Here is a 25,362-nt window from a genome sequence, read left to right on the forward strand (position 1 = left end):
CGGTGCTCCTCGCCGACGGGGAGCGGGTGTCCGAACTCGCGCGCGGAGTCACCCGGGACGTCCCCGGGAAGCTCGCGGCGCTGTTCTCGGGCCAGGGCGCGCAGCGCGCCGGGATGGGCCTGGAGCTCTACGCCCGCTTCCCGGTGTTCGCCGAGGCCCTCGACACGGTCGCGGCCCACTTCGACACCGAGCTGGACCGCCCCCTGCGGGACGTCATGTCCGGTGCCGCCGAGGGACTGGACGAGACGGGCTTCACACAGCCGGCGCTGTTCGCGTTCGAGGTCGCGCTGTTCCGCCTCGTCGAGTCGTGGGGGATCACCCCCGACCTCGTGGCCGGTCACTCGATCGGTGAGATCGCCGCGGCACACGTGGCGGGGGTGTTCTCCCTGGAGGACGCCTGCCGGCTGGTGGCGGCCCGCGCACGCCTGATGCAGGCACTGCCCGCGGGCGGCGCGATGGTCGCCGTCCAGGCCACGGAGGAGGACGTCACCGCGCGGCTGACCGACGGCGTGTCGATCGCCGCGGTCAACGGCCCGGAGTCGGTCGTCCTCGCGGGCGACGAGGACGCGGTGCTGCGCATCGCCGAGGGCTTCGCCGCCGAAGGCCGCAAGACCCAGCGGCTGTCGGTGAGCCACGCCTTCCACTCCGCGCTCATGGAGCCGATGCTGGCGGACTTCCGCCGGGTCGCCGAGGGCCTGTCCTACGCGGCCCCGCGGATCCCGGTCGTCTCGAACGTGACGGGCGAGCTCGTCACGGAGGAGCTGGTGTGCTCCGCCGACTACTGGGTGCGGCACGTCCGGGAGACGGTCCGCTTCGCCGACGGCGTCCGCACGCTGGCCGCCGAAGGCGCCTCGGTCTTCCTGGAGCTGGGCCCCGACGGGGTGCTGACGGCCATGGCCCAGCACACCCTGGACGACACCTCCGTGGCCGTCCCGGCCCTCCGTAAGGACCGGCCCGAGGAAACCACCCTCCTTACGGCGCTCGCGAACCTCCACGTCGCCGGTGTGGACGTGGACTGGTCCGGGCTCTTCGACGGCACCGGCGCCCGCCGCGTCGACCTGCCGACCTACCCCTTCCAGCGCGAGTGGTTCTGGCCGGAGCGCGCCGCCGGGCGCGCTCAGGACGGCGCGCAGGACCCCGTGGACGCCGAGTTCTGGGCCGCGGTGGAGCGCGAGGACCTGGAGTCGCTCTCGGCCGACCTCGGCCTGGACGACGACGCGCTGTCGGCGCTCGTGCCCGCCCTGTCCACCTGGCGGCGCACCCGCGTCGAGCGCTCGACCGTCGACGGCTGGCGCTACCACGTGACCTGGAAGCCGCTGACCGGCGCCGCGTCCGGCACCCTCGCCGGGCCGTGGCTCGCCCTCGTCCCGGCCGGAACCGCAGCCGACGAGTGGACCGCCGCCGTGCTCGCGGCCCTCGGCGACGACGCCGTCACCGTCGAGGCCGACGTCACCGACCCCGCCGCGCTGACCGCGCGCCTCGCCGGACTCGCCCCCGAGGGCGCCGGATTCGCGGGCGTCGTCTCCCTCCTCGCCACCCCGTCCGCCGACGGTGTCCCCGTCGGCCTGGCGCTGCCGGGCGAGGCGGTACGGGCCCTGGCCGACGCCGGCGTCGACGCCCCGCTGTGGTGCGTCACCAAGGGCGCCGTGTCGGTGGGCCGCTCGGACGCGACGGAGAACGGGGCACCGGCCGCGGTATGGGGGCTCGGCAGGGTCACGGCCCTGGAGCACCCGGACCGCTGGGGCGGCCTCGTCGACATCGCGGACGTACTCGACCGCCGCTCGGCCGACCGGTTCCGCGCCGTGCTGTCCGGCACGGACGGCGAGGACCAGGTGGCCCTGCGGACCTCGGGTGCCTTCGGGCGCCGGCTCGTGCGCGCCACGGCCGACGCCACGGTCACCCCGTGGCAGCCGGCCGGCACCGTCCTCGTCGTCGGCGAGGCGGCCGGCGGCGCCGGCCACGTCGCCCGCTGGCTCGCCGGCCAGGGAGCCGGGCACGTCCTGCTCGCCGGACCCGCCGCGGCGGACCCGGCGGAGCTGCGCGCCGGACTCGACGCGCTGGGCGCCGGCCTGACGACCGTCACCTGGACACCGGACGACGCCGAGGCACTGCCGGCCGCGCTCGCCGCCCTCCCGGAGGACCGCCCGCTGACCGCGGTGCTGTACGCCGCCGAGGACGAGCCGTCCGCCGCCGACCCGGCGGTGGCCCTGGCCGCGCTGCACACGAGCGTCGAGAGCCTGGCGGCCGAGGCCGACGCGGCCACCGGCGACCGGCCCCTGGACGCGTTCGTCCTCTTCTCCTCGATCGCCGGCACCTGGGGCGCGAACGGCCGTGGCACGGCCGCGGCCGCCGGCGCCCACCTGGACGCCCTGGCCCGGCGGTACCGGGCACGCGGAGTGCGCGCCCTGACCGTCTCGTGGGGCGGCTGGGCCGACACCACCGACGACAGCATGACCGCGCACCTGCGCGCCAACGGGCTGCCCGTGATGGACACCCCGCGGGCCCTGACCGCGCTCGCCCGTTCCCTCGGTGACGACGCCTCCTCCGTGACGGTCGCCGACGTGCGCTGGGACGCGTTCGTCCCGGCCTTCACCCGCACCCGGCCCAGCGCCCTCTTCCGGGAGCTGCCCGAGGTCCGCGAGGCCCTGACGGGCCCCGGCGGCACCGGGGACGGCACGGCGGAGGCCGCGCCCGGACTCCGGGCCGCCCTCGCGGCCCGCCCGGCCGCGGAGCGCGCCGAGGCACTCCTGTCCGTGGTCCGCGACGAGGTGGCGGCGGTGCTCGGGTTCCCGGACGCCGGCGCCGTCCCCTCCGGCCAGGCCTTCAAGGACCTCGGCTTCGACTCGCTGACCGCCGTCGACCTGCGCAACAAGCTCGCCACCGCGACCGGCCTGTCCCTGCCCGCCACCCTCGCCTTCGACTACCCGACGGCCGAGTCGCTGGCCGGCCACCTGCTGGCCGAACTCCTCGGCGAGGACGACGACCTGCCCGCCACCACCGCCACGGCGGTGCGCGGCGCCGGCGCGGCCGACGATCCCGTCGTGATCGTCGGCATGAGCTGCCGCTACCCGGGCGGCGTCCGCTCGCCCGAGGACCTCTGGGACCTCGTCATGGGCGGCGGCGACGCCATCGGCGGCTTCCCGACCGACCGGGGCTGGGACCTCGACCGGCTCCTGCACGGCGACCGCGACGGCCACGGCGGCACCGTCGCCCGGGGCGGCGGGTTCCTCCACGACGTGGCGGACTTCGACCCCGGCTTCTTCGGGATCTCGCCGCGCGAGGCCATGGTGATGGACCCGCAGCAGCGCATCCTGCTGGAAGCCGCCTGGGAGGCCCTGGAGCGGACCGGCGTCGACCCGGCGGACCTGCGCGGCGGTGACACCGGTGTGTTCATCGGCGGCGGTTCCGGCGACTACCGGCCCGAGGCGGGCCAACTCGGCCACGCGCAGACCGCGCAGTCGGCCAGCCTGCTCTCCGGCCGGGTGTCCTACACCCTCGGCCTGGAAGGCCCGTCCGTCAGCGTCGACACGGCCTGCTCGTCCTCGCTGGTGGCGCTCCACCTGGCCGCCCAGGCCCTGCGCAACGGCGAGTGCTCCCTCGCCCTCACCGGCGGTGTGACGGTGATGTCCACCCCGGTGAACTTCGTCGAGTTCGGCGAGCTGGGAGCCCTCTCGGCCGACGGCCGCTGCCGGGCCTTCTCGTCCTCCGCGGGCGGCACCGGCTGGTCCGAGGGCGTCGGCGTCCTCGTCCTGGAACGCCTCTCGGACGCGGTGGCCAACGGCCACGAGGTCCTCGCGGTCCTGCGCGGCTCGGCCATCAACCAGGACGGCGCCAGCAACGGCATCACCGCCCCCAACGGCCCCTCGCAGCGCCGCGTCATCCGCCGGGCCCTGGCCGTCGCCGGCCTCGCCCCGGCCGACGTGGACGCCGTCGAGGCGCACGGCACCGGCACCTCCCTGGGCGACCCCATCGAGGCGCAGGCCCTGCTGGCCACGTACGGACAGGACCGCGAACAGCCGCTGCTGCTCGGGTCGCTGAAGTCCAACATCGGCCACACCCAGGCCGCGGCCGGCGTCGCCGGAGTCATCAAGATGGTCCTGGCGATGCGCCACGGCGTCCTGCCCAGGTCCCTGCACCTCGACGAGCCCTCCACGCACGTCGACTGGACCGCCGGCGCGATCGAGCTGCTGGCCGACGAGGCCGCCTGGCCGGAGACCGGCCGCCCGCGCCGGGCCGGCATCTCGGCCTTCGGCGCCAGCGGCACCAACTCCCACGTGATCATCGAGCAGCCCGCGCTCCCCGCCGGGAACGTCACCGACGCCCCCGGTGCGACGGAGCACGACGGCCCGCTGCCCGTGCCCGTGTCGGCCGCCACCCCGGAGGCCCTGCGGGCCCGGGCCCGGCAGCTGCACTCCTACGTGGCGGCCCGGCCCGAGCTCTCCGTCGCCGGCCTCGCCCTGCCCCTGGCCACGACCCGGCCGGCCTTCGCGCACCGCGCCGCGGTCCTCGCCGACGGCCGCGACGCCCTGCTCCAGGGCCTGGCCGCGCTCGCCGACGGCGACACCTCGCCCCAGGTCGTCCTGGGCGGCGAGGCGGCACGCCGCGGCAAGCTCGCGGTGCTCTTCTCCGGCCAGGGCTCGCAGCGGGTCGGCATGGGCCGGGAGCTCTACGCACGCTTCCCGGTCTTCGCCGAGGCCCTCGACGCGGTGACCGCGCACCTGGACGCCGAACTGGACCGCCCCCTGCGGGACGTCATGTTCGGCGACGCGGAGCGGCTGGACGAGACGGGCTACACCCAGCCCGCCCTGTTCGCCCTGGAGGTGGCGCTGTTCCGGCTGGTCGAGTCCTGGGGCGTCCGCCCCGACCTCGCCGCCGGCCACTCCGTCGGCGAGATCGCGGCCGCGCACGTCGCCGGGGTGTTCTCCCTGGCGGACGCCTGCCGGCTCGTCGCCGCCCGGGCGCGGCTGATGAACTCCCTGCCCACGGGCGGCGCCATGGTCGCCGTCCAGGCCACCGAGGACGAGGTCCTCGCCCACCTGACCGACGGGGTCTCGCTCGCCGCGGTCAACGGCCCGGACTCGGTCGTCCTCTCCGGCGACGAGGCCGCCGTGCTCGGCATCGCGGAGAAATTCTCGGCCGACGGACGCAGGACTAGGCGTTTGCGGGTCAGCCATGCATTTCACTCACTCCACATGGACGCCATTCTCGAGGACTTCCGCCGGGTCACCCGGAGCGTCGCCTACGACGCCCCGGCGATCCCGCTCGTGTCCAACCTGACCGGTGAGGCGGCGACCGGTGAGCAGATGTGCTCCCCGGACTACTGGGTGCGCCACGTCCGCGAGGCCGTCCGGTTCGGCGACGGCGTACGCACGCTCGCCGAGCGCGGCGCGACCGTCCTCCTGGAGCTCGGCCCCGGCGGCGCCCTGTGCGCCATGGCCCAGGACACCCTCGACACCCTGTCCTCCCGGGCGGTCACCGTCCCGGCCCTGCGCAAGGACCGCGGCGAGGAGGAGTCCGTGCTCACGGCGCTCGCCCGGCTGCACGTCGGGGGAGTGGACCCGCGCTGGGACGCCGTCCTGGACGGGACCGCGACCGCGAACCGGCGCACCGACCTGCCCACCTACCCCTTCCAGCACCAGCGGTTCTGGCCGGAGCCCCGGCCCGCCGGCGCTCCCGCCACGGCGGCCGCCGAGGACGACGGCTTCTGGACGGCCGTGCGCGACGGGGACTTCGCCTCGCTCGAAGCGACCCTCGACGTCGACGGCGACGCGCTGTCCAAGGTGCTCCCCGCACTCGCGGACTGGCGCCGCCGGCGCGGCGACCTCAACACCGTCGACGGCTGGCGGCAGCAGATCACCTGGCAGCCGCTGAACCTCGCGCCCTCCCGCACCACGGCGGGCACCTGGCTCGCCGTGCTCCCGGCGGGACACGCCGACGACCCCTGGGTCGCCGACGTCCTGACCTCCCTCGGCCCGGACACCGCGACGCTGGAGGCCGACGCCCCCGGACGCGAGGAACTGGCCGGCCGGCTCCGGAAGGAGACCGCCGACGGGCGCGCGTTCACCGGCGTGGTCTCCCTCCTCGCCCTCGCGACCGCACCCGCCGGCGGAGCCGACGCCCCCGAGGCGCTGGCACTCACCACCACCCTGATCCAGGCACTCGGGGACGCGGACGTCACCGCACCCCTGTGGTGCGTCACCCGCGGCGCGGTCGCGGCCTCGCCCGCCGAGCCCGTGCCCGGCGCCGGCCAGGCCGCCGTATGGGGGCTGGGGCGCGTCGCCGCCCTGGAGTACCCGCAGCGCTGGGGCGGCCTGATCGACCTGCCCGAGACCCTCGACGGGCGGACCGCGGACCGCTTCGCCACGGTCCTCACGGCCCCCGGCGGCGAGGACCAGATCGCGGTACGCCCCGCCGCCGCCTTCGGCCGCCGGCTGGTCCCCGTACCGGCCGGCCGGAACACCGGCGCCCAGGGCGAGTGGAACCCCACGGGCACCGTCCTGATCACCGGCGGCACCGGCGTCCTGGGCGCCCGGGTGGCACGCGAACTCGCCCGGGCCGGAGCACGGCACCTGCTGCTCCTCAGCCGCCGGGGCCCCGACGCCCCCGGCGCGGAGGCGCTGCGGTCCGAACTCGCCGCACTGGGCGCGGACGTCACCCTCACCGCCTGCGACGCCGCCGACCGGGACGCGCTCGCCGCGATCCTCGCCGGCATCCCCGCGGAGGCGCCCCTCACCGGCGTCGTCCACACCGCGGGCGTCCTCGACGACGGTGTGCTCGACAGCCTCACCCCGGACCGCTTCGAGGCCGTGTTCCGCGCCAAGGCCACCTCGGCCCTGGCCCTGCACGACCTCACCCGGGACCTGGACCTGGCCGTGTTCGCCCTGTTCTCCTCGTCGTCCTCGGCGGTCGGCAACCTCGGACAGGCCAACTACGCCGCCGCCAACGCCTTCCTGGACGCCCTCGCCGAGCGGCGCCGGGCCGACGGCCTCGCCGCGACCTCGATCGCCTGGGGCCCCTGGGGCGGCGGCGGAATGGCCGAGGACGACCGGGCGGCCGCCGCGGCCCGGCGCACCGGGATCCGCCCCCTGGACCCGGACCTCGCCGTCACGGCGCTGCGCCGGGCCGTGACGGACGGCCGTCCCACCGAGGTCGTCGTCGACGTCGAACCCGAGCGGTTCGTCCGGTCCTTCACCACCGTCCGGCCCAGCCCGCTCCTCGCGGCCCTGGGCGCCGGCACCGAGCAGGCGCCGGCCGGCCGGACCGACGAGGAGGCCCCCGGCACCGCCCTGCGCGAGCGGCTGGCGGACCTGCCGCCGGCCAAGCGCTCCGCGGCCGTACTGGACCTGGTGCGCGCCCGGGCCGCCGCCGTACTGGGACACCCGACCGCCGACGCCGTCGGCGCCGACCGGGCGTTCCGGGACCTCGGCTTCGACTCCCTCAGCGCGGTCGAGCTGCGCAACCAGCTCAACGCCGCGACGGGGCTGAGCCTCACCGCCACGCTCGTCTTCGACCACCCGAACCCCGCGGACCTGGCCGGTCACGTCCTCGGCCTGCTCGTCCCGGCGGACGGACCGGAGGAGAGCGCGGCCGACGGCGACCTCGACCAGTCGGGCATCAGGGCCCTGCTCGCCTCCGTCTCCATGGCCCAGCTCCGTGAGATCGGCGTGCTCGAACCCCTGCTGAAGCTCGCCGCAGCGCGGACCGCCGCGTCCGGCGACGGGACCACCGCCGCCACGGAGGCGGACGCCTACGACGAGTCGATCGACGCGATGGACGTCGCCGACCTGGTCCAGGCGGCCCTCGACGGCAATTCCCACAACGAGCGCTGAAAGAGCGGACCATGACCACATCCAACGAAACCGTCGTCGCGGCCCTCCGCGCCTCGTTGAAGGAAGCCGAACACCTCCGCCGGCAGAACCACAAGCTCGTCGCCGCCGCCACCGAACCGATCGCGATCGTGGCCATGAGCTGCCGGTACCCCGGCGGGGTGAACTCGCCCGAGGACCTGTGGCAGCTCCTGGCCGCGGGCGAGGACGCGATCGGAGCCTTCCCCACGGACCGCGGCTGGGACCTGGACGCCCTGCGGGACGCCGGAGTCGACCGGCGCGGCAACGCCGTCAGCCAGGAAGGCGGCTTCCTCGACTGCGTGGCCGGCTTCGACGCGGGCTTCTTCGGGATCTCCCCGCGCGAATCCGTGACCATGGACCCGCAGCAGCGGCTGCTCCTGGAGACCTCCTGGGAGGCCGTCGAGCGGGCCGGCATCGACCCGGTGTCGCTCCGCGGCAGCCGCACCGGCGTGTACGTCGGCACGAACGGGCAGGACTACGCCTACCTGCTCGTACGCTCCCTGGCCGACGCCACCGGCGACATCGGCACCGGGATCGCCGCCAGCGCCACCTCCGGGCGGCTGTCCTACACGCTGGGCCTGGAGGGCCCGGCGGTGACGGTCGACACGGCCTGCTCCTCCTCGCTCGTGGCCCTGCACACGGCGGCCCAGGCCCTGCGGGCCGGCGAGTGCTCGCTGGCCCTGGTCGGCGGCGTGAACGTCATGTCGTCCCCCGGCTCCCTGATGGAGTTCAGCCGGCAGGGCGGACTGGCGGCGGACGGCCGGTGCAAGGCGTTCGCCGAGGCGGCCGACGGCACCGGCTGGTCCGAGGGCGTGGGCGTCCTCCTCGTGGAGCGCCTGTCCGACGCCCGCCGCAACGGGCACCCCGTCCTCGCCGTCGTCCGGGGCTCGGCCGTCAACCAGGACGGCGCCTCCAACGGCTTCACCGCGCCCAGCGGTCCGTCGCAGCAGCGGGTGATCCGGCAGGCGCTCGCGAGCGCCGGGCTGACGACCACGGACGTCGACGTGGTCGAGGCCCACGGCACGGGCACGCCGCTCGGCGACCCGATCGAGGCCCAGGCGCTGCTGGCCACCTACGGTCAGGGGCGCGACCCCGAGCGGCCGCTGCTGCTGGGCTCCGTGAAGTCCAACCTCGGCCACACGCAGGCGGCGGCCGGCGTGGCGGGGATCATCAAGTCCGTCATGGCGATGCGGCACGGGGTGCTGCCCCGCACCCTGCACGTCGACGCGCCGTCGTCCCACGTGGACTGGTCGGCCGGCGCCGTGCGGCTGCTGACGGAGTCCCAGGAGTGGCCCGAGGCCGACCGGCCGTGGCGCGCGGGCGTGTCGTCCTTCGGTATCAGCGGCACCAACGCGCACGTCATCCTGGAACAGGCGGACCCGGCCGAGGAGCCGGTGACCGCTCCGGAGCAGGCGCCCGGCGTGGTGCCGTGGCCGCTGTCTGCCAGGTCCGAGGAGGCGCTCACGGCGCAGATCGAGCGGATCTCGTCGCTGAAGGGCACCTCGTCCCCGGCGGACGTGGGCTTCTCGCTCGTCTCCGGCCGCTCGGCGTTCGAGCACCGGGCCGTGCTGCTCGCACAGGGCCCCGAGGGCGAACTGTCCGAAGTGGCCCGGGGCCGCGCGGAGACGGGCCGCTCGCTCGCGGTGCTGTTCTCGGGTCAGGGTGCGCAGCGGGTGGGGACGGGCCGGGAGCTGTACGCCCGGTTCCCGGTGTTCGCCGAGGCGCTGGACGCGGTGCTGGCGCGGTTCGACGGCGAACTCAGCGACCTGCGCGCGGTGATGTCCGGTGACGCCGACGGTCTGCACACGACCGGGTTCACGCAGCCGGCGCTCTTCGCCGTCGAGGTCGCGCTGTTCCGCCTCGTGGAGTCGTGGGGTGTCCGTCCGGACTTCGTCGCGGGCCATTCCATCGGTGAGGTCGCGGCGGCGCACGTGGCCGGGGTGTTCTCGCTGGAGGACGCGTGCACGCTGGTGGCGGCACGGGCCCGGCTGATGCAGGCGCTGCCCACCGGTGGCGCGATGGTGGCCGTCCAGGCCGCGGAGAGCGAGATCGGGCCGCGGCTGACGGACGGTGTGTCCGTCGCGGCGGTCAACGGCCCGGAGTCGGTCGTCCTCGCCGGGGACGAGGCCGAGGTGCTGCGGATCGCGGAGGGGTTCGCCGCCGAGGGCCGCAAGACACAGCGTTTGACGGTGAGTCACGCCTTCCACTCGGCGTTGATGGACCCGATGCTGGAGGACTTCCGCCGGGTGGTGGAGGGGCTGTCGTTCAAGGCACCGGAGATCCCGGTCGTCTCGAATGTGACCGGTGAGCTCGCCGCCGCGGAACTGGTGTGTTCGGCCGAGTACTGGGTGCGGCACGTCCGGGAGACGGTGCGCTTCGCGGACGGCGTCCGCGCCCTGGAGGGCGAAGGCGCCTCGGTCTTCCTGGAGCTGGGTCCTGACGGCGTACTCACGGCGATGACCCAGCACGTCCTGGACGGCGTTCCGGTCGCGGTCCCCGCCCTGCGCAAGGACCGTCCGGAAGAGACCGCCCTGCTGACCGCCCTCGCGCGCCTCCATGTCGCGGGTGTGGACGTGGACTGGACCGCCTTCTACGAGGGCACCGGCGCCCACCGCGTCGACCTGCCCACCTACCCGTTCCAGCACGAGCGGTACTGGCCCGAGCCCGCCGCCCCGGCGGGCGACGTGTCCGCCGCGGGCCTGATGCCCGCCGGGCATCCCCTGCTGGGCGCGGCGGTGCCGTTGGCGGACTCCGGGGAAATGCTGTTCACGAGCCGGCTGTCGGCGCGGACGCACCCCTGGCTGCTGGACCACATGACGGACGGCGTGTCCGATTTCCCCGCCGCCGCACTCCTCGAACTGGCCATCCGCGCCGGTGACCTGGTCGGCTGCGACCTGGTCGGCACGCTCTCCTTCGCCGAGCCCCTCGTCCTGGCCCCGGACGACGACCTGTTCCTCCAGGTACGGGTCGGCGCACCCGACGCGGAGGGCGCACGCCCGGTGCGCGTCCACGCGCGGGCCGCCGGCTCACCGGACGGGACGTGGACGGAGCACGCCGCCGGTGTGCTGCTGGACTCCACGGCGCCTACGGCGGACTTCGACGCTTCGGTGTGGCCGCCCAGCGGCGCCGTGGCCGTGGATCCGCAGGACTTCGCGGGGGCCGGGGGGACGCTGCGCGCGCTCTGGGTCCGGGGCGACGAGACCTTCGCCGAGGCCGTGCTCCCGGACCGGGTGGACGACGCCGGGGCCTTCGGGCTGCACCCGGCCCTGCTGGCAGCGGTGACCGCGGCGACCGGGTGCGACGAGGGACTCGCGCCGTCGTCATGGACGGGCGTCTCGCTGCACGCGAGCGGCGCGCCGGCGGTACGCGTACGCGTCGTCAAGGCCGGCGAGAACACGTTCTCCGTCGCCGTCGCGGACGCCGAGGGCGCGCCCGTCCTGTCCGCCGACGCACTGGTGCTGAGCGCCCGGAAGACCGTACGGCGAGCCGCGCGGCAGGGTTCGCTGCTGCGGCTGGAATGGGTGGTGGTCCCGGAGGCACGGGCCTCCGGCGAGGTGCGGAGCGTCACGCTCGGCGCCGCGGGCCTGGCCTCGCCCGGGTTGCCGGAGGACGTCCCGGACCTGGTCGTGGTCCCTGTGCCGGCCACCGGCGACGATGTGCCCGCCTCCGTGCACGAACTCACGGCATGGTCCCTGGGGCTGGCGCAGGAGTGGCTGGCGGATGAGCGGTTCGCCTCGTCGCGGCTGGTCTTCGTGACCTGTGGCGCGGTGTCCGGTGACGACCTCGCCGGTGCCGCGGTATGGGGTCTGGTGGGATCGGCGCAGTCGGAGAACCCGGGCCGGTTCGTGCTGCTGGACGCCGCGGACGGGGACGTCCCGGCCGCGCTCCGCAGCCTGCCCGGCCTGCTGGTCTCCGGTGACGACCGGTTCGTCGTCCGCGACGGCGCCGTGCGCGTGGGCCGGCTCGCCCGGTACGCGGCCGAGGAGGACGACGCGGTGGCCGCCGCGCCCGCGTGGGACGCGAACGGCACGGTACTCGTCACCGGCGGTACCGGTGGCCTGGGCGCCGTGCTGGCCCGCCACCTCGTGGCCGAGCGCGGCGTGAGGCACCTGACGCTGGTGAGCCGCCGGGGCGAGGCCGCCCCGGGCGCGGCCGCACTGCGCGAGGAACTGACCGCCCTCGGCGCCGGTGTGTCCGTCGCGGCGTGCGACGTGGCCGACCGGGACGCGGTCGGACGGCTGCTCGGGTCCCTGGACCGTCCGCTGACCGCGGTCGTCCACACGGCGGGTGTGCTGGACGACGGCGTGGTCACCTCGCTGTCCGCGGAGCGCCTGTCGGGCGTGCTGCGGCCGAAGGCGGACGCGGCCTGGCACCTGCACGAGCTCACCAAGGAGATCGAGCTCGCCGCCTTCGTCATGTACTCCTCGATCTCGGGTGTCATGGGCAGCGCCGGGCAGGGCAACTACGCCGCGGGCAACGTCTTCCTCGACGCGCTGGCCCGCCACCGCGCCACACGCGGCCTGCCCGCGCAGTCCTTGGCCTGGGGCGCGTGGGCGCAGGGCAGCGGGATGACCGGCACCCTGTCCGAGGCGGACATGCGGCGCATCGCCTCGTCCGGGGTACCGCCGCTGTCGGCCGGGCAGGGGCTGGCGCTGTTCGACGCCGCCACCGCGTCGGGCGAGGCGTACCTCGTCCCCGTCGGCCCGGTCGCGGTGGGCACCCGGGCGGGCGGTGAGGTGCCGCCGCTGCTGAGCGGCCTCCTGAAGGGGGGCCGGCGCACGGCGGCGAGCTCCGCGGGCGGCACCGAAGAGGCCGCGACGCTCGGCCACCGGCTGCGGGAGGCCCGGCCGGAGGAGCGCACGCGCCTCATGACCGACCTCGTACGGGCCGAGGCGGCGGCCGTGCTGGGCCATGCGTCGCCCGGCGCCGTCGACGCGCGACGGGAGTTCCGCGACCTGGGCTTCGACTCGCTGACCGCGGTCGAGCTCCGCAACCGGCTCACCGCCGCCACCGGCATGCGGCTGTCCGCGACGCTCGTGTTCGACTACCCCAACCCCACGGCGCTCGCCGGCCACCTCGTCCCGCGGCTCGTGGACGAGGCCGTGGCCGACGCGGGCTCCGCCCTCCTCGAGGAACTCGCACGCCTCGACTCCGCGCTCGCCGCCGGCGAGCTGGACGCCCGCACCAGGTCGGCCGTCTCCAGCCGGTTGTTCCAGATGCTGGAGAAGTGGCGAGGGGCCGAGGCGGAGGCCGCCGGCGCCCAGGTCGCCGAACGGATCGAAGCCGCCAGCACGGACGAGATCTTCGCCTTTATCGACAACGAGCTCGGCCGTCACAGCGCTCGCTGAGCCCGGCCTCCATATTTCACAGGGAAGGTTTCTCGTTATGCCCGAAGACAGCAAGCTCGTTGAATACCTCAAGTGGGTCACCGCCGATCTGCACCAGACCCGCCAACGGCTGCTGGAGGCCGAGTCCGGCAAGCAAGAGCCCATCGCCATCGTCGGAATGTCCTGCCGGTTCCCGGGCGGGGTGGGATCCCCGGAGGAACTCTGGCGGATGCTGCACGAGGGACGGGACGGCATCTCGGCGTTCCCCACGGACCGCGGCTGGGACATCGGCCTTCTGACGGGCGACGGCAGCGGCCCGGCGGCCGAGGGCGGCTTCGTCGACGCCGCGGCCTTCGACGCCGGCTTCTTCGGCATATCGCCCCGCGAGGCCGTGGCGATGGACCCGCAGCAGCGGCTGCTGCTGGAGACCTCCTGGGAGGCCCTGGAGCGCGCCGGTATCGACCCCGGATCGCTGCGGGGCAGCGAGACCGGCGTGTTCACCGGCACGAACGGCGTCGACTACGTCGGCGTCGTGATGAACTCCCGCGAAGACGTCGAAGGCCACGCCAGCACCGGGCTCGCGGGCAGCGTCCTCTCCGGACGGGTCTCGTACAGCCTCGGCCTGGAGGGCCCGGCGGTCACCGTCGACACCGCGTGCTCGTCCTCCCTCGTCTCGCTGCACCTGGCGGCCCACGCACTGCGCTCCGGCGAGTGCTCGCTGGCGCTCGCCGGCGGTGTGACGGTGCTGTCGAGCGCGATGAGCTTCGCCGGGTTCGGCCGGCAGGGCGGGCTGGCGGCGGACGGCCGGTGCAAGGCGTTCGCGGACGCCGCCGACGGCACGAGCTGGTCCGAGGGCGTCGGTGTCCTCGTACTGGAACGCCTTTCGGACGCGCAGCGCAACGGGCACGAGATCCTGGCCGTCGTCCGCGGCTCCGCGGTGAACCAGGACGGCGCGTCCAACGGCCTGACGGCGCCCAACGGGCCGGCGCAGCAGCGGGTGATCCGCCAGGCGCTGGCGAGCGCCGGACTGTCGGTGTCCGAGGTGGACGTGGTCGAGGCGCACGGTACGGGCACGACGCTCGGCGACCCCATCGAGGCGCAGGCGCTGCTGGCCACCTACGGCCAGGACCGGGAAGCCGGCCGCCCGCTGCTGCTGGGATCGATCAAGTCGAACATCGGGCACACACAGGCCGCCGCGGGTGTGGCGGGCATCATCAAGATGGTGCTGGCGATGCGGCACGGTGTGCTGCCGAGGACGCTGCACGTGGACGCGCCGTCGTCGCACGTGGACTGGTCGTCCGGTGCGGTGGAGCTGCTGACGGACGCCGGGGCGTGGCCGGAGGTGGACCGGCCGTGGCGCGCGGGCGTGTCGTCCTTCGGCATCAGCGGGACGAACGCCCACGTCATCATCGAGCAGGCGCCGGCCGCCGAGCTGCCCGACGCCGGGGACGAACCGAAGATCGAGCCGGCGGTCGTGCCCTGGCCGCTCTCCGCGAGGTCCGAGAGCGCCCTGACGGCACAGCTGGAGCGGATCTCCGCGCAGGCCGGCGCGTCACCGCTCGACACGGGCTTCTCGCTGGCCACCTCCCGCGCGCACCTGGAGCACCGCGCGGTGCTGCTGGCGGGGGAGGACGGGACGGTCGAGGTCGCGCGCGGGCTCGCCGAGGACATGGCCGGGAAGCTCGCCGTGCTGTTCTCGGGACAGGGCGCGCAGCGCGTCGGCATGGGCCGGGAGCTGTCCGCGCGGTTCCCGGTGTTCGCCGAGGCCCTGGACGCGGTGCTGGCACACTTCGACGAGGACCTGCGGGAGGTGATGTTCACCGACGCGGAGCGCCTCGACGAGACCGGCTTCACCCAGCCGGCGCTGTTCGCGGTCGAGGTGGCGCTCTTCCGGCTGGTCGAGTCATGGGGGATCCGCCCGGACTTCGTGGCGGGGCATTCGATCGGTGAGGTCGCGGCGGCGCACGTGGCGGGGGTGTTCTCGCTGGAGGACGCCTGTGCTCTGGTGTCGGCGCGGGCACGGCTGATGCAGGCGCTGCCCGCGGGCGGTGCGATGGTCGCCGTCCAGGCGGCCGAGGAGGAGGTGGCCGCGCGCCTGGTGGACGGGGTGTCCCTCGCGGCGGTCAACGGCCCCGAGGCGGTCGTCATCGCCGGGGACGAGACCGAGGCGCTGCGCATCGCCGAGGAGTTCGCGGCGGAAGGCCGTAAGACGCAGCGGCTGCCGGTCAGTCACGCGTTCCATTCGCCGCTGATGGAGCCGATGCTGGACGATTTCCGGACGGTCGCCGAGGGCATCGCCTTCCGGACCCCGCAGATCCCCCTCGTGTCGAACGTGACCGGCCGGCGCGTCTCCGAGGAGCTGGTGTGCACGGCGGACTACTGGGTCCGCCACGTCCGCGAGACCGTGCGCTTCGCCGACGGCATCCGCACCCTGGCCGCCGAGGGCGCCTCCGTCTTCCTGGAACTGGGCCCCGACGGCGTGCTGACGGCCATGGCCCAGCACAGCCTCGACGGCGCTCCGGTCACCGTCCCGGCCCTGCGCAAGGACCGCCCGGAGGAGACGGCCCTGCTGACCGCCGTCGCGCGCCTCCACGTGGCCGGTGTCGAGGTCGAGTGGGCCGGCCTGTTCGACGGCACCGGCGCCCGCCGCGTCGACCTGCCCACCTACCCCTTCCAGCACGAGCGCTACTGGCCCAGGCCCGCCGCGCTCACCGGAAACGTGACCGGCGCGGGCCTCGCGCCGGCGGAACACCCGCTGCTGGGCGCGATGCTCGCGCTCGCGGACTCCGGCGAAGTGGTGTTCACGGGCAGGCTGTCCCTCCAGACCCACCCCTGGCTCACCGACCACGCCATCGGCGAGAACGTCCTCTTCCCGGCCACCGGCTTCCTCGAACTGGCCCTGCGCGCCGGCGACCAGGTCGGCTGCGACCGTGTCGAGGAGTTCGTCCTCCTCACCCCGCTCGTCCTGCCCGAGGAGGGCGCCGCACTGGTCCAGGTACTGGTCGGAGCCCCCGACGAGGCGGGCGCCCGGACGGTCTCCGTGCACTCGCGCCACGACGGCGCCCCCGACGGGCAGTGGACCCAGCACGCCAACGGCACGCTCGCCCACGGCGAGCGCGTCGGAGCCTTCGGCTCGGAGGCCTGGCCGCCCCGTGACGCCGTGGTCGTCGACCTGGAGGACTTCTACGAGGGCACCGGGTACGGCCCCGCCTTCCAGGGCCTGCGCTCGGTCTGGCGGCTGGAGGACGAGGTCTACCTCGAAGCCGCGCTCCCCGGCGACGCCGCCGGCGAGGCCGGGGCCTTCGGAATCCACCCGGCGCTGCTGGACGCGGTGATCCAGTCCCACCGGATGGCCGGTGTCGGCGAGGACGACCAGCTCCTCATGCCGTTCGCCTGGCGGGGAGTGTCCCTGCACGCCGGCGGGGCCCCGGTCGTCCGGGCCCGCGTCACCAGGACGGGCGACGACAGCGTGTCCATCGCGGCCGTCGACGTCGAAGGCGCGCCCGTGCTGTCGGCGGAGGCGCTGGTCCTGCGCGGTACGTCGGCGGCGGCCCCGGCGGTCGCCGCGCGCGGCGCGGAGTACGACGCGCTGCTGTCGCTGGACTGGGTGCCCGCCCCCGAGGTGCCGTCCACCGAGGCCCGTTGCGTGTCCCTGGGCGCCGACCCGCTCGGCGTGGGCGCGTCGGCCGCGTCCCTGGCGGAGCTCGCCGGCGACGAGGACCTGGTGCTGGTACCGGTGTCGGGTGCGGGCGACGACGTGCCCGCTTCCGTGCACGAGCTGACGGCCCGCGTCCTGGGCCTGCTCCAGGAGTGGACCGCCGGGGAGCGGCCCGCCGGATCGCGCCTGGTGTTCGTCACCCGCGGTGCCGTCTCCGCCGACGAGGGCGAGACCGTACGGGACCTGCCCGCCGCCGCGGTGTGGGGCCTGGTGCGGTCGGCGCAGTCGGAGAACCCGGGCCGGTTCGTGCTGCTGGACGCCGCCGACGCGGACGTCCTCGCCCTGCTCCCGGCCCTGCCGGGCCTGCTGGCCACCGGCGACGACGGGTTCGTGGTGCGCGACGGCGCCGTCCGGGTCGCCCGGCTGGCCCACCTGGGCGGCGGCGCGGGGCTGCTGCCTCCGGCCGGCGTGCCGTGGCGGCTGGACACGGGAGCCAAGGGCAGCCTCGACAACCTGCTGCTCGCGCCCTGCCCGGAGACCCTGGAGCCGCTCGCGCCGGGGCAGGTGCGGCTGGCGGTCCAGGCCGCCGGCGTGAACTTCCGCGACGTGCTGAACGCGCTGGGCATGTACCCCGGTGAGGCCGGGCTGCTCGGCGCCGAGGGCGCCGGCGTGGTGACCGGGACCGGGCCCGGAGTGACCGGACTGCGTCCTGGCGACCGTGTGATGGGCATGCTGTTCGGCGGCTTCGGCCCGGTGGCCGTGACCGACGAGCGGCTCCTCGTCAGGATCCCCGAAGGCTGGTCGCCCGCCCGGGCCGCTTCGGTGCCGCTGGTCTTCCTGACCGCCCTCTACGCCCTGAAGGACCTCGCGGACCTGAAGCCCGGCGAGAAGATCCTCGTGCACGCCGGCGCCGGTGGCGTCGGCATGGCGGCGATCCAGCTGGCCCGGCACCTCGGCGCCGAGGTGTTCGCCACGGCCAGTGAGGGCAAGTGGGACACCCTGCGCGAACTGGGAGTCCCCGACGACCACATCGCCTCGTCCCGCACCACCGACTTCGAACAGCGCTTCCTGGAGGCCACGGACGGCCACGGCGTGGACGTGGTGCTCAACGCCCTCGCCGGCGAGTTCGTGGACGCCTCGCTGCGGCTGACCGCCCCCGGCGGCCGGTTCCTGGAGATGGGCAAGACCGACGTCCGCGAGCCCGAGGCGCTCGCCGGGGTCCGCTACCGCGCCTTCGACCTCGCGGAAGCCGGCCCCGAGCGGACCCAGGAGATGCTGACCGAGCTGGTGGAGCTGTTCGCCGTCGGCGCGCTGCGTCCGCTGCCGGTCGCGACCTGGGACGTACGGCGTGCCCGCGAGGCGTTCCGGCACATGAGCCGGGCCCGCCACATAGGCAAGATCGTGCTGACCATGCCGCCCGTCCGGAACCCGGACGGCACCGTACTGATCACCGGCGGCACCGGTGGCCTGGGCCGCGAACTCGCCCGCCACCTGGTGGCCGAGCGAGGCGTGAAGCACCTGATCCTGGCCAGCCGGAGCGGGCCGGACGCGCCGGGGGCGGCGGAGCTCCGTACGGAGCTGGCCGGTCTCGGCGCCGAGGTGGCCGTCGTCGCGTGCGATGTGGCGGACCGGGAGGCGGTGGCCTCGCTCGTGGCCTCGGTCCCGGCCGGACATCCGCTGACAGCCGTGATCCACACGGCCGGTGTGCTGGACGACGGCGTGCTGACGTCGCTGACCGCCGACCGGCTGTCGGCCGTGCTGCGCCCGAAGGCGGACGCCGCCTGGCACCTGCACGAGGCCACCAAGGACCTCGACCTGGCCGCGTTCGTGCTGTTCTCGTCCATCTCGGGCGTGACCGGCACCCCCGGTCAGGGCAACTACGCCGCGGGCAACGTCTTCCTCGACGCGCTGGCCCGCCACCGCGCGGCGCACGGGCTGCCCGCGCAGTCCCTGGCCTGGGGCGCGTGGGAACAGGCCGGCGGCATGACGGCCGCGCTGTCCGAGGCGGACATGCGGCGCATCGCCTCCTACGGAGCGGCGCCCCTCTCCGTCGGCCAGGGGCTCGCCCTCCTCGACGCGGCGGGGGAGTGCGACGCGGCTCACCTCGTCGTGCTCGGCCGGACCTCCGGGCCCGTGCGCGTCACCGGCCCCGTACCGCCCGTACTCCGCGGCCTGGTCAGGTCCCGTCGCGCCGCCGCGACCACCGCCACCGGCGCGGGCACGGCCGTGCAACTCGTCGGCCGGCTCGCGGGACTGGGCGAGGACGAGCGCGCCCGCCTCATGACGGATCTGGTACGGACCGAGGCCGCGGCGGTGCTGGGGCACGCGTCGGCCGAGGCCGTCGACGCGCGGCGGGAGTTCCAGGACCTGGGCTTCGACTCCCTGACCTCCGTGGAGCTCCGCAACAGGCTCTCCGCCGCGACCGGTCTGCGGCTGTCCGCGACCCTGGTCTTCGACTACCCCAACCCCGCCCTGCTCGCGGGGCACCTCGTCGCCCTGCTGCTCGACGAGCACGGGGACATGCCGGTCCCGGCCGCCGCCACCGAGGCGGTCGCCGAGGACCCGGTCGCCATCGTGGGCATGGCCTGCCGGCTCCCCGGCGGCGTCCGGTCCCCGGAGGACCTGTGGCGGCTCGTCCTCGAAGGCCGTGAAGGCATCACGGACTTCCCGACGGACCGCGGCTGGGACCTGGACGCCCTGCTGGGCGGGGCGGAGGGCGACCGCGGTCGCAGCGCCACGTCCAAGGGCGGATTCCTCGACGGCATCGCGGACTTCGACGCCGGGTTCTTCGGGATCTCGCCGCGCGAGGCCGTCACCATGGACCCCCAGCAGCGGTTGCTGCTGGAGACCTCCTGGGAGGCGATCGAGCGGGCGGGCATCGACCCGGTGTCCCTGCGCGGCAGCCGGACCGGCGTCTTCGTCGGCACCAGCGGCCAGGACTACACGATGCTCGTGATGAACTCCCGCGAGGATCTGGAGGGCCACACCAGCACGGGCCTCGTCGGCAGCGTCGTCTCCGGCCGCATCTCCTACACCTTCGGCCTCGAAGGCCCGGCCGTCACGCTGGACACCGCGTGCTCGTCGTCCCTCGTCGCCATGCACCTGGCCGCGCAGTCCCTGCGCTCCGGCGAGTCCTCGCTCGCCCTGGCCGGCGGTGTGACGGTCCTGTCGACGCCGATGAGCTTCCCCAGCTTCACCCGCCAGGGCGGCCTGTCCACGGACGGCCGGTGCAAGGCGTTCTCGGACGCGGCCGACGGCACCGGCTGGTCCGAGGGCGTCGGCGTCCTCGTACTGGAACGCCTTTCGGACGCGCAGCGCAACGGGCACGAGGTCCTCGCCGTGCTGCGCGGCTCGGCCATCAACCAGGACGGCGCCTCCAACGGTCTCACCGCTCCGAACGGCCCGTCCCAGCAGCGCGTCATCCGCCAGGCCCTGGCGAACGCCGGGCTGTCGGCCGACGACGTGGACGCCGTGGAGGCCCACGGCACCGGTACGCCCCTCGGCGACCCCATCGAGGCCCAGGCCCTGCTCGCCACGTACGGGCAGGACCGGCCCGAGGAACGGCCGCTGCTGCTGGGCTCGCTCAAGTCGAACATCGGCCACACCATGTCGGCGGCCGGCGCCGCCGGCGTCATCAAGACGGTGATGGCGATGCGGCACGGCGTGCTGCCCCGCACCCTCCATGCCGAGACGCCCACGACGCACGTCGACTGGACGGCCGGCGACGTCGAACTGCTGACGGACACGACCGACTGGCCGGACACCGGCCGTCCCCGCCGGGCGGCAGTATCCGCCTTCGGCATCAGCGGCACGAACGCGCACGCCATCCTGGAACAGGCACCGGAGCCCGCCACCGGCCCGGCCCGGGACGCCCTGCCCACGAGCGCGGGAACCATGCCGTGGCTCGTCTCGGGCAAGTCCGCCGAGGCCCTGGACGCCCAGCTCGACCTGCTGCGGGAGTGGTCCGACGGGCATCAGGAGCTCTCGCCGGCGGACGTGGGCTTCTCGCTGGCCACGGGCCGGTCCGCCTTCGAGCACCGCGCGGTGCTGCTGACGGGGGAGGACGGGAACGCCGAGGCCGCCCGGGGCAGGGCGGTGGATCGTTCGCTCGCGCTGCTCTTCCCCGGCCAGGGCGGACAGCGCGTGGGGATGGGCCGTGAGCTGTCCGCGCGGTTCCCGGTGTTCGCCGAGGCCCTGGACGCGGTGCTGGCGCACTTCGACGACGAGCTGCGGGAGGTGATGTTCACCGACGCGGAGCGCCTCAACGAGACCGGCTTCACCCAGCCCGCGATGTTCGCCGTCGAGGTGGCGCTGTTCCGGCTCGTCGAATCCTGGGGTGTCCGCCCGGACTTCGTCGCCGGGCACTCGTTCGGCGAGATCGCCGCGGCCCATGTGGCCGGGGTGCTCTCCCTCGAGGACGCCTGCACCCTGGCGGCCGCCCGGGCGCGGCTGATGCAGGCGCTGCCGGTGGGCGGTGCGATGGTCGCCGTCCAGGCGGCCGAGGACGAGGTGGCCGCGCGCCTGGTCGACGGGGTGTCCATCGCCGCGGTCAACGGCCCCGAGTCGGTCGTCCTCGCCGGGGACGAGACCCATGTCCTGCGGATCGCCGCGGGATTCGCCGCCGAGGGCCGCAAGACGCACCGGCTGCCGATCAGCCACGCGTCCCACTCGCCGCTGATGGAGCCGATGCTGGACGACTTCCAGCGGATCGCCGAGGGCCTCTCGTACCGGGCGCCGCGGATCCCGGTCGTCTCGACCGTGACCGGTGAGCCCGCGTCCGCGGAGCTGATGTGCTCCGCCGACTACTGGGTGCGCAACGTCCGCGAGCCCGTCCGCTTCGCCGACGCCGTGCGCGTCATGGCGGCCGAGGGCGCCTCGGCCTTCCTGGAGCTGGGTCCCGACGGTGTGCTGACGGCGATGGCCCAGCACAACCTGGACGACACTCCGGTCGTCGTCCCCGCCCTGCGCAAGGACCGCCCGGAGGAGACGGCCCTGCTGACCGCCCTCGCCCGGCTCCACGTCGCGGGCGTGGACGTGGACTGGGCCCGGTTCTTCGACGGTGCCGGAGGCCACCGCGTCGATCTGCCCACCTATGCCTTCCAGCGCCTGCACTTCTGGCCCGAGCCCGGCGCGACCGTCGGCGACGTGACGTCCGCGGGGCTGGTGCCGGCCGGGCACCCGCTGCTGGGCGCGGCGGTGCCGCTGGCCGACTCGGACGGCATGCTGTTCACGAGCCGGCTGTCGACCGAGGCGCATCCCTGGCTCAAGGACCACACGGCGGGCGGGGCCACGGTCTTCCCGGCCGCCGGGTTCGTCGAACTCGCCGTCCGGGCCGGTGACCAGGTCGGCTGCGACCACGTCGCCGCGCTGACCCTCGGCGCGCCCCTGGTGCTCACCGACGGCACGGCACGCGTGATGCAGGTGTGGCTCGGTGCCCCGGGCGACGAGGACACCCGGGACATCCGGTTCTTCTCGCGGCCGGCGGACCGGCCGGACGAGGCATGGACGGAGCACGCCACCGGCACGCTCACCACGGGTGCGCGCCCCACGGACTTCGACGCGTCCGTCTGGCCGCCCCGGGACGCCACGGTCGTCGACCTGGACGGCTTCCACGCCGGGACCGGCCTGCGGGCCGCCTGGAGCCGTGGCGACGAGGTGTTCGTCGAGGCCGGGCTGCCGGACGGCATCGCCTCCGACGCCCAGGACTTCGGCCTGCACCCCGCGCTGCTCGAAGCGGTCGCGCACGCCGCCGCCCTCTGCGGCGTGGGCGACGAGGACGGCGCCGCGTACGCCGCCTCCTGGAGCGGAGTGTCCCTGCACGCCTCCGGCGCCTCGTCGCTGCGGGCACGCATCGCCCGGACGGGCGAGGACTCCGTCTCCGTCGCGGCGGTCGACGCCTCCGGCGCCCCGGTGCTGTCGGCGGAGACCCTCGTCCTGAGCGCCCTTCCGGACTCCCTGCCCGCCACCGGCGGCCGGCGCGAACCCCTGCTGCGGCTGGACTGGGTGCCGGCTCCGGAGCCCGAGGCGGCCGCGGAAGCCGTACGAAGCGTGGTGCTCGCCCCCCTCGGGGCCGCGGACCTGGCCGGCGTGGCCGACGTCCCGGACCTGGTCGTGGTTCCCGTGCCCACCACGGAGGGCGACGTCCCGGCGGCCGCGCACGAGCTGACGGCACAGGCCCTGCGGCTGGCGCAGGACTGGCTCGCCGGTGAACGGTTCGCCACGTCACGGCTGATGTTCGTGACGCGCGGCGCGGTCTCCGGCGACGATCCCGCCGCTGCCGCCCTCTGGGGCCTGGTGCGCTCGGCACAGGCGGAGGACCCCGGCTGCTTCCTCCTGGCCGACCTCGACGACAGCGCCGGCCTGGAGGCCTTCCTGGCGGAGCTGCCGGGCCTGCTGGCCTCCGGCGACGCCCAGTTCGCCGTACGCGACGGAGAGACGCGCGTCGCACGGCTGGCCATGCTGCCGGCCGGTACGGGCGGGCAGCGGCGGGAGTGGGACCCCGAAGGGACCGTTCTCATCACCGGCGGCACGGGTGCGCTGGGCGGCCACCTCGCCCGGTGGCTGGCCGCGTCCGGCAACCGGCACCTGCTGCTGGCCGGCCGCCGGGGCCCGCAGGCTCCTGGTGCGGCAGAACTCGCCGATGAGCTCAGGGAGCTGGGGGCACTTCCCACGATCGTGTCCTGCGACACGACGGACCGGGACGCGCTCGGCGGACTCCTGGCCGGGATCCCCGCGGAGCATCCCCTGACGGCGGTCGTCCACCTGGCCGGTGTGCTCGACGACGGCATGGTGACCTCGCTGACGCCCGAGCAGCTGTCGTTCGTGCTGCGGCCCAAGGTGGACGCGGCCTGGCACCTGCACGAGGCCACCAAGGACCTCGATCTGGCGGCGTTCGTCATGTACTCCTCCCTCTCCGGCGTGCTCGGCGCGCCGGGCGTGGCCAACTACGCCGCCGCCAACGCCTTCCTGGACGCCCTGGCACGGCACCGGGCCTCCCTGGGGCTGCCCGGCCAGTCGGTCGTATGGGGCCACTGGGCCCACGGTGACGGCATGGCCGGCGACCTGAGCGACACGGCCATGGCCCGCATGCGGACCAGCGGTCTGTCGCCGGTGACCGTCGAGCAGGGCATGGCCCTGCTCGAGACCGCTCTCGGCTCGGACGAGCCCGTGGTGGCGGCGCTGGGCAAGGTCTCCGGAGCCGCGGATCCGCAGGCCGACGTGCCCCCGGTCTTCCGCGGGCTGATCCGCCGGGGCCGGCGAGCCGCCGACAACACCGCCGGCTCGACGGTCTCCTTCGCCCGGCAGCTGCTGGGCCTGGCGGAGGCGGACCGTACGCGTCACGTCGTCGACCTCGTCCGCACCGAGGCCGCGGCCGTCCTCGGCCACGCGTCGGTCCAGGGCATCGAGGCCCACCGGGAGTTCTTCGAGCTCGGCTTCGACTCGCTGACCTCCGTCGAGCTCCGCAACCGGATCGCTACGGCCACCGGCCTGCACCTGCCCGCCACCGTGGTCTTCGACAACCGGAACCCCGAGAGCCTCGCCGCCTGGCTGCTCGGCGAACTCGCCGCCCAGCCGGGCCCGGACGGGGCCCCGGCCGGTGCGGGCCTCAGGGGCCCGGCCGCCGGGCAGGAGGTCGACTCGCTGGAACGGCTGTTCCTCGACGCCCTGGAGAGCGGCAGGGTCGCCGAGGCCCAGCACATGGTGCGGGCCCTGGGCGCCGTCCGCGCGACCTTCGAGAACACGGCCGAGCTGGAGGACCTGCCGCTGCCCACCACCCTCGCCGAGGGCCCCGGCGAGCCCAGGCTGATCTGCGTCAGCACGCCCACCGCCAACGGTGGTGTCCACGAGTACGTCAGGCTCGCCGCCCCCTTCCGGGGCCGGCGACACGTCTCCGCGGTGCCGCTGATCGGCTTCTCCGCGGGGGAGCGGCTGCCGGCCACGCCCGAGAGCGCGGTCCGGGTCATCGCGGAGAGCGCCCTGCGCGCGAGCGACGGCAACCCGTTCGTCCTGGCCGGGCACTCCTCCGGCGGCGCGTTCGCCTACGCGGCGGCCGGCCTGCTGGAGAACACGTGGGGCATCAGGCCCGCCGCCGTGGTGCTCCTGGACACCCTCAGCCTCCGGCACGAGAACAACGAGCAGGTCGACTACGCCGGCCTGATGCGGCGGAACTTCCTCGTCGACGAGGTCTCCCCGGTGCGGATGACCAACTCGCGGCTGTCCGCGATGGGCCGGTGGATGGGTCTGCTGAGCCGGCTCGACGTCCAGCACACCACCGCCCCCGTGCTGAACGTCGTGGCGGCGAGGCAGTCCGCCGGAGTCGATTCCGCCGTGGCCGGGTACCAGGGCAACGGCGGTGAGGAGGACAGCGCCTTCCCCTCCGCCCAGAGCCGCGGGGTCGACGCGGACCACTTCTCCATGGTCAAGGCGGACGCCGCGGCGACCGCGGAGGTCGTGGAGAGCTGGCTCGGCTCCCTCGGCGGAGCGTGACGGCGCCGGCCGTGCGCGCGACGCATTCCGATCACCCAAGCAG

At 75.1% G+C, this 25,362-nt stretch carries 2 protein-coding genes and 1 pseudogene (1 of these 3 only partly in view); all 3 read left to right on the forward strand.

Annotated features, from left to right (window positions below):
• Window positions 1-7,829: the end of a type I polyketide synthase gene (locus tag SMD11_RS32315; RefSeq protein WP_087930866.1), read on the forward strand. Its footprint begins 20,695 nt before the window's first position; 7,829 of the gene's 28,524 nt are visible here — the last part of the coding sequence; the start codon falls outside the window, past its left edge; it ends in the stop codon at window positions 7,827-7,829.
• Window positions 7,830-7,873: 44 nt separating this feature from the next.
• Window positions 7,874-13,195: pseudogene (locus SMD11_RS32320) on the forward strand (SDR family NAD(P)-dependent oxidoreductase); the annotation flags it as partial.
• A gap of 13 nt (window positions 13,196-13,208) precedes the next feature.
• Window positions 13,209-25,319, forward strand: a complete 12,111-nt coding sequence (locus SMD11_RS32325; protein ID WP_418952543.1) for an SDR family NAD(P)-dependent oxidoreductase — start codon at window positions 13,209-13,211, stop codon at window positions 25,317-25,319.
• Window positions 25,320-25,362: the final 43 nt, after the last annotated feature.

The organism is Streptomyces albireticuli (assembly GCF_002192455.1).
Taxonomy (GTDB): Bacteria; Actinomycetota; Actinomycetes; order Streptomycetales; family Streptomycetaceae; genus Streptomyces; species Streptomyces albireticuli_B.